This window comes from Ruegeria sp. ABM4_193 (assembly GCF_056158705.1).
In genome coordinates this window covers 219,194-234,649 of the sequence record NZ_JBSWTT010000003.1, presented here as the reverse complement: position 1 = coordinate 234,649, position 15,456 = coordinate 219,194, and the positions used below count along the sequence as shown (strand labels likewise).

General features: G+C 60.5%; 3 protein-coding genes. 1 reads left to right on the top strand and 2 read right to left on the bottom strand.

Annotation, left to right across the window (positions count from 1 at the left end; genetic code table 11):
- Window positions 1–99: 99 nt before the first annotated feature.
- Together ACXADZ_RS19365 and ACXADZ_RS19360 are read right to left on the bottom strand one after the other, a co-directional pair.
- Window positions 100–231: a DUF2256 domain-containing protein gene (locus ACXADZ_RS19365; protein WP_475200129.1), complete on the bottom strand. Its 132-nt coding sequence runs from the start codon at window positions 229–231 to the stop codon at window positions 100–102.
- Between the two features lie 9 nt (window positions 232–240).
- Window positions 241–1,740: an FAD-binding domain-containing protein gene (locus ACXADZ_RS19360; RefSeq protein ID WP_475199029.1), complete on the bottom strand. Its 1,500-nt coding sequence runs from the start codon at window positions 1,738–1,740 to the stop codon at window positions 241–243.
- Between the two features lie 375 nt (window positions 1,741–2,115).
- Here ACXADZ_RS19360 and ACXADZ_RS19355 point away from each other — a divergent pair, with 375 nt between their 5' ends.
- Window positions 2,116–15,438 (top strand): hypothetical protein, encoded by a 13,323-nt coding sequence (locus tag ACXADZ_RS19355; RefSeq protein WP_475199027.1) that lies wholly within the window; start codon window positions 2,116–2,118, stop codon window positions 15,436–15,438.
- Window positions 15,439–15,456 lie beyond the last annotated feature (18 nt).

Below are 15,456 nucleotides of genomic sequence, written 5' to 3'. Positions count from 1 at the left end.
ATGTTCTATTCAAGGGCGCGTTCTTTGAGGGGTGAATGAGTTCACTATTTCTTTGAAAACGTGAGGTGCATGTCACGGCTAAATGCTTTAGCAGGCTAATCATCTGGCGCGCCTGCATCGGTCCGAGCAATAGCGAACGTGATCCCAGACCTTTGCCCATTTCCGACGCCATGTGAAAGGTCGCCCACATCTGATGCAAGTTTTGTAGGGTAGGTCAGATTTCTTGCGCATGCGCATCGGTTAGCCGTCCAGTGGTAAACTCAGTTGGGCCGAAGGTTTTGATCGTGCTTTAGACGATGAGCGGCGTTTGCGACTTCCGTGTTTGGACTGGATGGCGGCGGCTTCGATGCGAAAGGCCGGAGTGCGACGGACAGCCCAAATCCTCTCGCGTGCCAGCTTTGCGGCGGCAAGGTGGTCAAAGATTCGCTCGGGATAGAGCGTGCCAACCACCGCCGCAGCATTCGGTGCGGACCACGGCTCTTGTAGGTAAGGATCGGCTATCGCGGCCAACTCTGGCACCCATAGCCGTGTAAATACGCCGGACGTATCCTGATCTTTTCCCTGTTTGACGGGATTGTAGATCCGCACAGCATTGATACCGGTTGTGCCGGATTGCATTTGGACCTGGTTCCAGTGAATGCCCGGTTCATAGTCGGTAAATAGCCGCGCCAATTCCAAACCCGGCGCGCGCCAGTCAAGCCAAAGGTGATAGCTTGCGGTTGCCATTACCATCGCCCGCATCCGGAAGTTCAGCCAACCCGTTGCTCTAAGTGAACGCATGCAGGCATCCAGAAAGGGATAACCTGTTTGACCATTGGCCCAGGCATACAGGTTCGCGGGATCTGGCTGCACAGGGCGTAAGTCGTCGTAAAGCTTGTGCAGGTTCTTGAATTCGATCCTGGGTTCGTCTTCCAGTTTCTGGATGAAGTGGCAATGCCAATGCAGACGACCCGAAAAAGAACGCAGCGACTTGCGCCAGGCTTGCGCACCCGAACTCAAATTTTGTTGCCTCTGCCCCGTCGCCTGTGCCACCTCGCGCATCGAAACGGCCCCCCAAGCCAGATAGGGCGACAGGCGCGAGCAGGCGTACGCGCCTTGTAATGGCGAAGACATTGCGCGTTGATAGGTTTCTCCTCGACTGTGTAAAAAGCTGTCCAAAAGCTTTAAACCGTCGCTTCGCCCACCGGGTTGGCGATCCGGGCAGGGATCTGACACAAGCTGCAGATCCTTCGAGGACGGCACACGGCCTAGATCCATTTCAAGCGCTGACAGAACCGGCGGCAGAGCTTTGGGTTGCGCCATATGGGCGTCCCAGCGTCTGGCCCACCCTACGCGCGAGGTCATTCGGCGTTGTACGCCGTGATTTTTAACTTCACGCCATCGCACCCCGTGTTCAGTGCACCACTCAGCCACTTTCAGGTCACGGCGATAGGTCCAGTTGTTGCCGGTTTCTTCGTGCGACCAAAGCGCAGAGAGGTGCTCCGCAGCATGTAGATCTGACAGGATCTGAGTGATTTCCCCGGTTCGTATAACCAGAGGCTGACCCAGCTTGCCCAGATCATCGCGCAATTGTTCGAGCGTTTCGGCGATAAAGCCCCAGTGGCGGGCAGACATATCAGGTTGCTGCCAAAGGTCCGGTTCTACGACATAAAGCGGAAGCACCTCTCCGCACTCCGCAGCACGTCCAAGGGCGGAGTTGTCCTGCACGCGAAGATCGCGTTTGAACCAGACGATCTGCATTGCGTTAAGCCCGTATTCCAAAACTTCCGAACATAGCGCAGACACTTAGAGCGGAAGTGAAGGTCATCCAGCCTAACAGAGAGCCGCAATCTTAGGTTGTGACCACTGCATAGATTGAAACGAACAACCATTGCGGGCGGCATTGGTTATCGCTTTGGAAACATTGCATTGTATCGAAGTGATACTTTTGTGTTGTAAATCAGCAATTAGTCTTACCAAACCGTTAATGAGTGAACAAATTCACATCAATCGTCTTAAAATTGCAGATACTCTTCACAAGATGGTGATGGGGAAAGCTCGAATTGCAGGTGACTGCTTTTCGGGAACCTGTTCGGTCGCCGTGTCGTTTGAATGCGTTGGTTGTGAGGTTCCGGAGTGATCAAGAAATCAAATTTGCTGGTTACTGTTTCGTTTTTAGCTCTGATTTCAAATCCTTTGCTCGCTGCGCCGACGGCGGCCTCGAAGGTTGGTGATACCGTCAAAAACCCGGTGACGGGTCAGGATACAACAGTTAGCGCACTGATCGTAGACCCCGCATCCACGCCAACGGCGGGTACAACAGCCTTCGTTGAAACCGCAGACGGCTACGTTTTTCTGGTCAAGAGCGCAGGCGACACAATCTACAATTCGGACAATCCTCCGCTTGCCTTCAGTATTGTCTCTATTACTGGAACGACTGCTCAAATCAGCGGCGGTGGAGCGACCGGTACGGCAAGTTTGTCGACACAGTTGACGCTGTCTCAGTACAACAGCGACTTCAACAGCTCGGGTACGCCGGGGACGGTGACACCACCTGTCAACGTCTCAGGCCCTAATGGGGTGAGTCAGGTTGTCTATGGGCAGGATGGCAGCAATGGGCGGGACGGTGCATTGGTGGTTCCGCCGAGCTCTGGTGGAAACGGCAGCACGGGCCCGACTCAGACCCAGTCGCTTAGCAGCGATGTGAATGCCACCAGCAATGTCGGATGGGAGATTGGCAGTGTTGGCGGCGACGGCGGCGACGGCGGGGATTCCTATCTAAGCTTTTGGGACGGGCGCGATGGCGGTGACGGAGGTAAGGGCGGCACGGTAAACGCAACGCAAACGGCCAGCAGCACGATCCAGACATCGGGCGCTAACAACGAGGGGATCTTTGCGTTCAGCCGCAGCGGCCAGGCTGGGAACGGCGGCAGTGGTTTTGCGGCACCGGGTGGCGGCACCGGCGGCCACTCGGCCGATGGTGGTAACGTGACGGTGACCCAGGCTGGATCGATTTCGACCAGCGGTGACTATGCTGACGGTATCTATGCGCTGAGTGTGTCAAACAACGGTGGTAATGGCGGTTCGCAATGGGGATTGGTCGGATCCTCCGGCAGCGGCGGCTACGGCGGCAGCGGTGGCAACGTGGTGGTCAACACGGCGTCCACCGGCACTATTCTGACCACCGGCAATTTTGCCAACGGGATTCTTGCTCAGTCCGTCGGTGGGTCTGGTGGCTCTACCGGAACCAGCGGCAACCTTCTTGTTTCTCTGATAGGTAGCGCAGATAACGGCGGCAACGGCGGGCAGGTGTCGGTCTCGCATGGTGGAACCATCGAAACGCGGGGCAGTTTCTCTCGAGGGATCGTTGCCCAATCCATCGGCGGCGGGGGCGGTTCCGGTGGAACTGCCGGGGGCCTCGTTTCTCTGTCGTTGGGTGGTGTGGGATCAAATGGTGGCAGCGGTAGCGCCGTCAGTGTGTTTGTGCAGGGGTTGGGAAGCATACTGACCCTTGGGGACGGAGCTGACGGGGTGATGGCGCAGTCAATAGGTGGCAGTGGTGGTACCGGTGCAAATTCCTTTGGTTTAGTTGCCATCGGCGGCGGTGGGTCTCGTGGCGGTACAGGTGCGGCGGTTAGCGTCAGCAACTATGGGCGCATTGTGACCCAGGGGGATGGCGCGCGTGGCATCATCGCTCAATCCATTGGCGGCGGTGGCGGTGACGGGGGATCGTCCGGCGGCATGGTGTCTGTTGGCGGCAACGGCAGCGGCGGCGGCAGCGGTTCGACCGTGACCATTGTAAACGATGGAATCATCACCACTGGCGGCGACGATGCGATGGGCATTTTAGCCCAGTCTATCGGCGGTGGCGGCGGTAATGGCGGTTCGTCCGGGTCTGTTGGGGCCTTTGTGGGCGTCGCAATCGGCGGCGATGGCGGAGCTGGTGGCAAAGGTGGTGACGTCAACGTTACTTTATCCAATACAGACAGCAGTCAGCCTTCGGCGATCCAGACGTCGGGCGCGCGATCCACAGGCGTTTTTGCGCAATCTGTTGGTGGCGGTGGCGGCAACGGCGGCGGGGCTGTTTCGGTTGCTGTAGGCGCTTTTGGCGCAGCCTCAGTTTCCGTCGGCGGATCGGCAGGCAGTGGTGGAGACGGGGGCAATGTAACGCTTGCTGGCGGCGGTTCGGCTTCGGTGCAAACCGGAGGAGACGATTCAACCGGCATCATGTTGCAGTCCGTTGGCGGTGGCGGCGGCAATGGCGGGTATGCCGTTTCGGTTGCGGTCTCCGGCGGTCCGGTTTCTGGCTCTTTGGCAGTTGGCGTTGGAGGTGACGGCAGTACAGGTGGCAAAGGCGGTAACGTCACGGTTGGTCAGTTTGACAGCAGTGGCGCAGCCGTTGCCGCCGGTTTCGAAGGCACGGTTGTCACAACAGGGAACCGGTCAACCGGCATGCTGTTCCAGTCTGTCGGCGGGGGTGGCGGTAATGGCGGTTTGGCTGTTGCCGCAACCGGCGGTGCCTCGGCGCTGTTTTCCGGCAACGTCTCGGTCGGAATCGGTGGTCAGGCTGGCAGCGCTGGGAATGGTGGGATCGTACAGGTCTCGACCAATGCGGATGTGACGACGACCGGCACAAACTCAAGCGCGATTATTGCGCAATCCGTCGGTGGCGGCGGCGGCAACGGCGGCGGTAGCATCGCCGCCGGGATCAGCGCCAGCGGTGGAGCATCTGCTGGGGTTAATGTCAGTGTCGGTGGCAATGGCGGCGGGGCCGGGACGGGGGGCAAGGTCACTTTGGTCGCGGGTGGCTCATCCATCGAGACCAGCGGCGCGTTTTCCAGCGGCGTTGTTGCGCAATCCGTCGGTGGCGGCGGTGGTAATGGCGGCTACAGCATCGGGGCCAGCGCTAATATCGGCGGCGCGGCTGCCGGGTCCGTGAATGTCGGCCTGGGTGGTAAATCCGGCGGTGGCGGTATCGGTGGCACTGTGACCGCGCAGGTTGGTGCAAATGTTACAACGCGTGGAAACGATTCCGGGGCGGTTGTTGTTCAGTCCATCGGTGGCGGTGGCGGCAACGGTGGATTCAGCGTCGCGGCAGGTTTGGCTGCAGGCGGCGCAGGCGCGGGAACGGTCAACGTCGGTTTGGGAGGTTCAGGTGGCAACGGGGGCAACGGAGGCACTGTTTCAGGTGTCCGTGTCAACGGAGATGTCCGAACCGAGGGTCTGCGTTCGACGGGTGTGGTGGTGCAATCCATTGGCGGCGGTGGTGGTAACGGTGGTTTCAACGTCACCGCAGGTGTCGCCGCAGCGGGCGCCGGAGCTGGTACGATTGGAGTCGGGCTGGGGGGCAATGGTGCTTCGGGCGGCGATGGCGGCATCGTTGAAGGTCAGGTTGCAGGAAACGTTACAACACTGGCTGATGCGTCAAGTGGTGTGGTGTTTCAGTCCATTGGTGGCGGTGGCGGCAATGGCGGTTTCAACGTCACAGCTGGAATAGCGGGGGCTGGTGCCGGCGGCGGTGCCGTTTCCGTTGGCCTGGGCGGCGGCGGCGCTGGTGGTGGTGTCGGGAAGACAGTCACCGGGCAAGTCACGGGTACAGTCCGCACAAGCGGCATGGATTCTACTGCGGTCCTAGCACAGTCGGTCGGTGGCGGCGGTGGCAACGGTGGTTTCAACGTCAGTGCGTCGCTGGCAGGTGCAGGTGTGGGCAGTGGCGCGGTAAGCGTTGGTTTGGGCGGTGATGGTGGCACTGGTGCGATCGGTGGCACTGTCACCCTGACCACAACCAACTCAATAGAAACGACTGGGGATCGTTCCTCGGGCGTAGTCGCGCAATCGATCGGCGGCGGTGGTGGCAACGGCGGCTTCAACGTTTCGGGTACCGGGGCGGGTGCGGGCGTCGGGTCAGGCGCGGTGAGCGTTGGCTTGGGTGGTACCGGCAGTGGCGGTGGCAACGGTGGCGCAGTTACTTTGACGTCCGGTGGCACGGTATTGACGCGGGGCAACGGATCAACGGCCATTCTGGCGCAGTCTATCGGCGGCGGCGGCGGCAATGGCGGCTTCAACGTCAGTGCGTCAATCCAGGGATCGGGCACCGCTGGCGGTGGTGTGTCTGTCGGCTTGGGTGGAAATGGTGGTGGTGGAGGCGACGGCAGCACCGTCAAAGCCACCTCAAACAACGCTGTTGAAACGCGCGGAGATCAATCTTCAGGTGTCGTCGCACAATCCATCGGGGGCGGTGGCGGCAACGGCGGGTTCAACGTGGCCCCTGTTCTGTCAGGCGCGGGAACAGCCAGTGGCGCGGTCAGCGTCGGTCTGGGTGGATCGGGTGATACCGGCGGCAATGGTGGTGCAGTCACTTTGACGTCCAACGGCACCATTTTGACCAAAGGTTTCGCGTCCAGCGGGTTTGTTGCGCAATCCATTGGCGGCGGCGGCGGCAACGGCGGTTTTAACGTTTCTCCAACCGTCTCAGGCGCTGGCACCGGCGCGGGGTCGATCTCGGTTGGTCTTGGGGGCTCTGGCGCGGGTGGTGGTGACGGCAGTACGGTCACGGCCAGTACCACTGAAAACGTGGTGACCATCGGCTCTGCGTCTGTGGGTATCCTAGCGCAATCCGTTGGTGGCGGCGGTGGCAATGGCGGCTTTAACGTATCACCGGCACTGGCCGGGGCTGGCACCGGTGCAGGCGCGATCAGCGTTGGCTTGGGCGGGTCCGGCGGCAGCGGTGGCAGCGGTGGCATTGTCGGGCTGACTGTTGCCAACAGCGTGCGCACCGAAGGCAACCAATCAAGTGCAGTAGTCGCGCAATCCATTGGTGGCGGTGGTGGCAACGGCGGGTTCAATGTCTCGGCTTCTGTAGGTGGCGCAGGTACCGGTTCTGGCGCGGCTGCAGTTGGTTTGGGTGGTCGCGGAACCGGTGGCGGCAACGCTTCGTCGGTAACGGCTGACGTCACTGGTGACCTTGTTACGTTAGGCGAAACCTCTTCCGGGTTATTGGCTCAATCCGTTGGCGGCGGTGGCGGCAATGGCGGCATGAATGTCTCGGTCGCGGTGGCTGCGGCTGGAACGGGTTCGGGTGGTGCATCTGTTGGTCTGGGCGGCGCGTCCGGCACTGGCGGCGATGGCGGAACGGTACAGGCAACGCTGACGGGCGACGTCTCGACCCAAGGCAATGATTCCGGAGGGTTCATCGCGCAAAGCCTTGGCGGTGGCGGTGGCAATGGCGGCATGAACGTCTCAGCGACAGTGACCGTCGCCGGAAAGGGAAGCGGGGGTGCATCCGTAGGGCTTGGCGGCAGCGGTGGAAGCGGTGGTGATGCCAACACTGCTACGGGCACTGTTGTGGGCAACGTGAATACGGCGGGCAACAACTCGGGCGGTGTTCTGGTGCAATCTGCTGCTGGTGGAGGCGGCAACGGCGGGCTGAACGTCTCCGCGGCTGTCAACCTCTCGGGCACAGGCGGCGGCGCTGTCGGTGTCGGCATTGGCGGGTCCGGTGGCAGTGGCGGAAATGCCAATGCTGCAACCGGTACGGTCACAGGCGATGTGACAACGATAGGCGACACGTCGACCGGCGTTTTGGTGCAATCCGTTGGCGGCGGTGGCGGCAACGGTGGCGTCAATATCTCGGGCGCGCTTAGCATTGCGCGTACAGGTTCCGGTGCTGCAGGCATCGGCGTTGGCGGCTTTGGGGGCAGCGGCGGAACGAGTGGCACCATTAACAGCACGGTTACGGGAAACATCAGCACCTCTGGCACACGGTCTGCGGGTGTCATCGCCCAGAGCCTTGGCGGCGGCGGCGGCAACGGCGCAACCAACGTTTCTGGTGCGATTTCAGTGGCCAGCAACTATTCGGGCGGCCTTGGTGTTGGCGTTGGCGGATTTGGCGGCAGCGGCGGTGCGGCGGACAATGTCACGCAGCAGGTCACGGGCAATGTGATAACAGCTGGGGATGACTCAGTCGGGATCCTGACGCAGAGCCTTGGCGGCGGCGGCGGCAATGGTGGTGTAAACATTTCATCCGCGCTGTCCCTGTCCCGGTCGACCAACGCGGCCGTGGGTATCGGCGTGGGTGGCTTCGGCGGTGGCGGAGCAGACGCAGGGGCACTGACCCAATCGACTGTCACGGGCGGCGTGCGCACTGACGGCGACCGTAGCACTGGTGTTTTGACCCAAAGCCTTGGCGGTGGCGGTGGCAATGGCGGCACCAATATCTCGGCATCTGTGAGCATTAGCCAACAGAACGGGGGTGGGATCAGCCTTGGCGTTGGCGGCTTTGGCGGTGGTGCTGGGAATGCCGGAGATGTGATCAGCACCCTGCGGTCCAGTTCAGGCAGCAGCGGGGCAAGTTCGATTGTTACGACCGGTGTGGACAGTATTGGTGTTATGGCGCAATCCGTTGGTGGCGGCGGCGGCAATGGCGGTCTGAATGTTTCCGGCGCGGTAAGCTTGTCTGGCAAATCCGGTGCGGCTGTGGGTCTGGGCCTCGGCGGTTTCGGCGGCGGCGGCGGAGACGCAGGCACAGTGAAACTGGATGTGCAAAGCGATGTCGTCACGGCCGGAGACGGCTCGCATGGTCTGTTTGCGCAAAGCGTTGGTGGCGGTGGCGGAACCGGTGGCACGAATATCTCGGGGACGCTGTCGCTGACCAAGCCATCGGGCTCGAACACGATCTTTTCCGTTGCCGCAGGTGTTGGCGGTTTTGGTGGCGCGGGCGGTAACGCGCAATCCGTCGATCTGGATTACACCGGCAATGTTCAGGCGGTGCCAATGGTCATGTCGAACGGTACTTTGACAATTGATCAAAGCAAAGGAGCCAGCGGCATCGTTGCGCAATCGCTTGGCGGCAGTGGTGGCAATGGCGGGATAAATGTATCCGGCGGTTTGGCGATTAGCGGCAAACCCGGCGCGGGTCTGACCGATCAAAGCAAGTCCTACGCAGTTGTTGTCGGGGTTGGCGGTTTTGGCGGCGGCGGCGGCGACGCTGGGAACGTCTCGGTTGATATCGGCGCAGGCAGCACGATCCGGGCGCATGGTACAGGGCAGTCCGGTCTGCTGTCACAATCCATTGGCGGCGGTGGCGGCAATGGTGGCATGAACGTTTCGGGCGGGATCGTTTCAGACAGTTCCCTGATCGTGGGTGTCGGCGGGTTCGCGGGCAATGGCGGCAAAGCGGGTGACGTTACTGTCACGTCGCAGGCAAACATCACGGTCACGACAAACCCTGATGACATCTCGATCCCCAACACAACGACGTTTGAGGACAAGCTGCGCGATTTCCTGGGCAACACGATTGTCGATCAAACTCAGGAACTGACCTCAACTTTCGGGCTTGAGCGTCTGTTTATCGACATGGGTGTCTTCAATGAAGAAAAGCAGGATACAGACGGGTCGGCTGGTCTGCTGGCGCAGTCCATCGGCGGCGGCGGCGGCAATGGCGGGTTGAACGTCTCGGGCGGTATCGCGCTGAGCAAAGACGGCAAGATCCCCTCGGTCACATTTGGTGTTGGCGGCTTTGGCGGCAACGGCAATATCTCGGGTAATGTGGCGGTGGATCATGCGGGCGCGGTTTCGGTTGCGGGCAACTGGAAGCACGGTGTTCTGGCGCAATCCATTGCGGGCGGCGGCGGTAACGGCGCGCTGAACGTGACCGGTCAACTTAACTACGGCGATTCCAACAATTCCAGCGGCAAGACCGATCTCAGCATCGTTGGCGGCCTTGGCGGCCACGGAGGCACTGGCGCGGATGCGGGCGACGTAACTGTCACGCAAACCGGCAATATCTCGACAAACGGTTATCACGCACGTGGCCTCTTTGCGCAAAGCATTGGCGGCGGTGGCGGTACCGGTGGGATCAACGCGACGTTCGTGGGTACCAAAGACAGCTCGCCCATCGCGATGGGCATTGGTGGCTTTGGTGGCGGCGGCGGTGACGCGGGCAATGTCACCGTAGCGCGCGGAACGTCGACAGCGGCAGCGGGTACCATCACAACCGATGGGGCCGGATCACACGGGATCGAGGCGTCCAGCATCGGTGGCGGCGGCGGTGACGCCGGGATCAACGCGGTTGTGGGTATCAGCAAAACTACCGGCAGTCAGAGCAATGGCGGCACAGGCGATTCAAGTGGCCGCAAAACGCCCACAAACACAGGTGTCGATGACTCAGTCATCGCAAACTACAATGCGGTACTTGATGAGCTTGAGGGAAAGGTGAACCCGGCGGATTCCTCGGGTAATAAAACGGGTGTGTCGGCTGTGGTGGCCATTGGCGGGTCTGCCGGAACTGCGGGTGATGGTGGCATGGTTGATGTGGACCATTACGGCAATGTCCTGACTAAGCAGGACGGCAGCCACGGGATTTTTGGGCAATCCATCGGTGGCGGTGGTGGTAACGCGGCTCTGAACCTGGGAATGACCTACGAGTTGGCCTCGGACGCGACAAACAAGGGCTTTGGTCTGGCGATTGGCGGTGGTGTTGGAAACGGCGGCGACGGTGGTGCTGTCGATTTGCGCCATACCGGTGACATCACCACGCAAGGGGCAAACTCCCACGGTCTGTTCGCGCAATCTGTTGGCGGCGGGGGCGGCAACGCCGGTTACAACTCTGCCTCTACCTCGGTGGATGGCGGCAACGTCAACATCCAGATCGGTCGCGTTGGCGGCACGGGTGGAATGGGCGGCAACGTCTATGCAAGCTCGAACGGAATCATCGCTACGCAAGGCAACAGCTCTTATGGCTTTTTTGCGCAATCGATCGGTAACGGAGGCGGAAACTCGACCTCGACCTCGGTCAGCATCGGGACCCCCAAAACCGGTGATAGCAAAGGCAACAAGGCCAGCCTGTCCGTTGGGCTTGAAGGAGGCACAGGCGGTGAAGCTGGCGATGTCACGGCTGTTGTGGCTGGTACGGTCTCAACCCAGGGTACGGATGCCCATGCGGTGTTTGCCCAAGCCGTTGGTGGCGGCGGCGGCACCGGCGGCAAGGCCAGCAACTCGGCCGGCAAGGGCACATCGATTGCCCTGTCCATCGGCGGCAGCGGCGGCAGCGGTGGCTTAGGTGGCAAGGTTGACCTCACCAATACCGCGCGGGTCGCGACCTTTGGCGACAGGTCAAACGGGTTGCTGGCACAATCCATTGGCGGCGCGGGCGGCACCGGCGGTATGGTTCAGGCGGGTCAGTCGAACCTCGATACCATCAAAGCCGTAGTAAACCCGTCGACCGTTGGAACCACTGCGTCAATCAATGTCGGAGGTACGGGCGGGGACGGCATGACCTCGGACACCGTATCCGTAGACAGCGACGGGATCATCACAACCCAAGGCACAATGTCTCATGGCATCTTTGCGCAATCCGTCGGCGGCGGCGGCGGCATGGGGGGGGTGGTCGAGAACCGCATCATCAGCCTGCGCAAAGACATCGGCAACACGGCCACACTGTCAATTGGGGGCAATGGCGGCACGGGTGCGACCTCGGCGGCTGTGTCGGTCACGAACCGAGACCTGATCCAGACTGTTGGCGACAAATCCGTTGGTATCTATGCACAGTCGGTTGGCGGCGGTGGCGGAGACGCTCAACAGGTGCGCAACATCATCCTGGGTCGGTCATCGGACGGTGCAACGACAAACGCCATTCTGATTGGTGGCACCGGCGGCACAGGCGGGGCTGGCAGCACAGTGACAGTTGCAAATACGGTCGACGGTACGATCCTGACCAGCGGAGCTGAAAGTCACGGTATCTTTGCGCAATCCGTTGGCGGCGGCGGCGGCACTGGCGGTTCGACTATTTCGGTCGACGGCCGTTATGGCGGGGCTGAGGCCAGCACGCGGCGGGCGCTGCAATTTGGTCTGGGCGGCTCGGGTGGCACAGGCGGTATTGGCAGCACCGTTTCAGTGACCAATGCGGGTACTATCGTGACCACGGGTGCCGGTGCGCATGGAATTTTTGCCCAGTCCATCGGTGGTGGCGGCGGAAATGGAGGCAGCTCCATCACCGGGACGCTGCGACTGAAAACCGGCGACAACAGCTCGCCCACAGCGCAGTTGAATATCGGCGGCTCGGGCGGCAGCGGTAACGTTGCGGGCAATGTAATCGTTTCCAACAGCGGCGATATTCAGGTCGATGGCGCAGGGGCTTACGGTGTCATGGCGCAATCCGTCGGTGGCGGCGGCGGCAGCGGCGGTCTGGCCGTGTCCATGGATGTGAATGACCTCAAGAACACGATGACCGGCAAGTCTTTCTCCAAGATCGCCATTGGTGGTTCGGGCGGATCGGGTGCCGATGGCGGAGACGTCACGGTCAATCATACCGGCACCATTGTGGTGAACGCCCAAAACGGGTTTGGCATCTATGCGCAATCCGTAGGCGGCGGTGGCGGCAACGCAGGCTACTCGGTCTCGTCCCCGCTGGTTTCGGCGCTGGATTACACCATTTCACAGGCCTTGGGTGCCCGTACAGGAACAACCGGTTCGGTCGGCACCGTTACCGTGAATTCGACTGGCGACATTCTGGTGAATGGCGAAGGTGCGCAGGCTGTGTTTGCTCAATCGGTGAATGGCGGTGGTGGCAATGCCAACACATCGGTCAATTTCACAACGCGGACGTCTGGCGCGACAGGTTCAGTCGTGCGCAGCGACATTGCCCTTGGTGGCGACGATGTGTCAGGTACGGCGGGCAATCAGGTCACGCAGACGCATGACGGCAACATTGCCACGACGCGTGACAGATCGACGGCCCTGATGGTGCAGAGCGTCGGCGGCGGCGGCGGAACCGCGTCCACCAACATGGACGTCGAGGATGGTGACGCCATCGACATCACGGCACGACTGGGTGCAATCAACACCAACGATGCAAGTGGTGGAGATGTAACCGGCAACCGTACGGGTGATGTTGGCACAGATGGCGCATTCTCGTCGGCGGGTACAGTGCAGTCGATTGGTGGCGGCGGCGGTAAGCTGGTGCTGAACAGCAACGGCAGTGGCGTGGCCGGTACAGAAAAGGCTGCATCGGTGATCCTGGGTGCTGATCCCAGCTTCAACAACGATGGCGGTGCGATCAGCCTGTCGCTGGACGGTGATGTCTTTACCAGCGGAGACCGCGCGTTTGGTCAAACGGTCCAAAGCATCGGAGCGGGCGGTGGCGAGGTTGTGATCTCGGGGCTTGGTGCCACCGATGTGACCCTGGGCGCGCAGGATGGATCGACCGGGGACGGCGGCAATGTCAACTTCACCAATATCGGTGATATGACCACAAGCGGCCAAGGCTCTCATGGCTTCGTCATTCAGAGCATCGGCGGTGGCGGCGGTATTGTCTCGACCGACATGGCGCAAAGCCGGATCACCGTGGGTCTGTCGACCAACAATGGCGGCAATGGCGGCGATATCGATTTCACGCAGACCGGGACCATCGTAACCACCGGCCAAGACGCGATTGGTGTGCTGGCACAGTCTCTGGGCGGCGGTGGCGGCATGGTGGATTCAGTCTTCCGTGGTTCCGCTGGCGGCGCGGGTTCCGGTGGGGCCATCGACATGGCGCTGAGCGGCAATATCATGTCGGTTGGCGCAGGCGGTATCGGTGTTCTGGCGCAGTCCGAGGGGCGTGATGGCGCAGGTGCCATTAATCTTGGCCTCGATGGTGTCATCATGGGTGGCACCGGGCAGACGGGCTCGGTTGCTTCGATCGTTGTTGACGGGGGCACGAACAACGCGCTGTCGCTGTCGGCGAACAGCGTTTTGTTGGCCGGGAACAATCAACTGCTGAATGGCGGGGATGGGAACGATCAGGTGACACTTTCGGGTGCGGCGCTTGGAAACCTGAACCTTGGTGCGGGCACTAATGGTCTTACTGTTGAACAAGGGGCTGCGTTCTATGCGTTGGATTCGGTCGACCTAGGGTCTGCCGGTATGATGCAGGTGAACGGCGAGTTTGTTCTGGGTGCCAACTGGGGGCTGAACACAACGTTCACGTCATCTGTGCAGGCCAGTAACTTTGCTTTCTACGGCAATGTCAGCCAAACGCTGGACCTGACCGGAAGCCTTGCCTTCGGCAATAGCGCAACGTCGACGTTTGATGTGTATTTCCTCACCTCAGGTGCATCTGGTGGTAAAAGCGATCTGGTCAATGTGACCGGAAACGCAACAATTGGCGGTACGCTGACACCACAGCTGAATACGCTGGAACGCGCTTTGCCTTTGGTGATCATCAATCCGAATGGCACCGCAGCGGATGCCGGGACAACGATTCAGGACACGGTGGTTCTGGACTATTCGATAGGTTTGAATGGTTCGACATCTGATGGCAGTTCCATCGATCTGGTGGTTGCGCCCGACTATTCGACGCAAGGGATGAATGCCAACCAAACGGCCATCGGTAATTATATCAACCAAGTGCTTTACGGTCAGGGATCGGCGGCACAGGGCGAGTTGTTTGCCCTCATCGGCAATATGCAGTCCGAGGCTGAGGTCATCGCTGCAATCAACACGCTGTCGACGTCAGACTATGCGTCTGATCTGGTGGATGCTTACTACGGCACACGGGTGTTTGCAGACACACTACACAATTGCGAGCGCTTCACGGATTATCAGGTCGGTGATGATCCGCGGAACTGCATTTGGTTCTCGGGTGGCAGGTCCTTCTTTGACCGCGACCAGACGGGAATCTACGATGCGCTCGACATAAACGCGACCAACCTTTCGGCAGGTGTGCGTATTCCGGTCGGAGATGAGCTTTACGCAGGATTTGCCGTGGGTCACGACCGGATGAGCCTGAGCAACGGGTCGTCCTATACTGCAAATGGCGACCGGTTCAATCTTGGCGCGTCGCTCACCAAGTATTCTGGTGCGTGGGAATTCGCAGCCCAGCTGTCTGCTGGGTGGTCGGATTACGATACGCTCAGCGCCGGTGGGATCGTTGGTGTACTGCCAGGCGGGACTGTTGTGAACACGTCGGGGGTCAGTGAGATCACCCACAAGACCAACCATCAGAACCTGCGGTTGAGCTTTGCCTATGACCACAGGTTCGCTGGAGGGGCGTCTTACCTGCGCCCCGAGTTGTCATTTGACGCAACACGTCTGGCCACCACGAGTAACGGTCAAGCCACGTTGTCCAGGGTCACCCTGCAAGACGACAGCAACATGATCTACTCGCTGACACCTTCGTTGGAAATGGGGACCGAACAGGTCCTGAGCGGCAAGCAGAAGCTGCGCGCCAGTTTGCGGGCGGGTGCCATCTTCTCGTCCGATGATACAGTATCGGTCACTGCCGGGTTCGCCGGGGCCAGCGCTGCAGATGGCGGTTTTGCCAATACCAGCTATGTCGGCGACAGCCATGGGGTCATTTCGGCACGGCTTGGCTTGTTCGCACTGGATGACAGCCGCTTTATCAATCTGAGCGTGGATCATATGTTCGGAGACTCAACCGAGGCTTTGCAGGTCGGACTTGGCCTTGGAGTACAATTCTAATTCATGAGGAACATCAGA

What these genes read in the sequence shown, in the direction of transcription:
- ACXADZ_RS19365 (WP_475200129.1), bottom strand. Translation starts at nt 231, where the DNA reads ATGCGCAAGAAATCTGACCTACCCTACAAAACTTGCATCAGATGTGGG.
- ACXADZ_RS19360 (WP_475199029.1), bottom strand. Translation starts at nt 1,740, where the DNA reads ATGCAGATCGTCTGGTTCAAACGCGATCTTCGCGTGCAGGACAACTCC.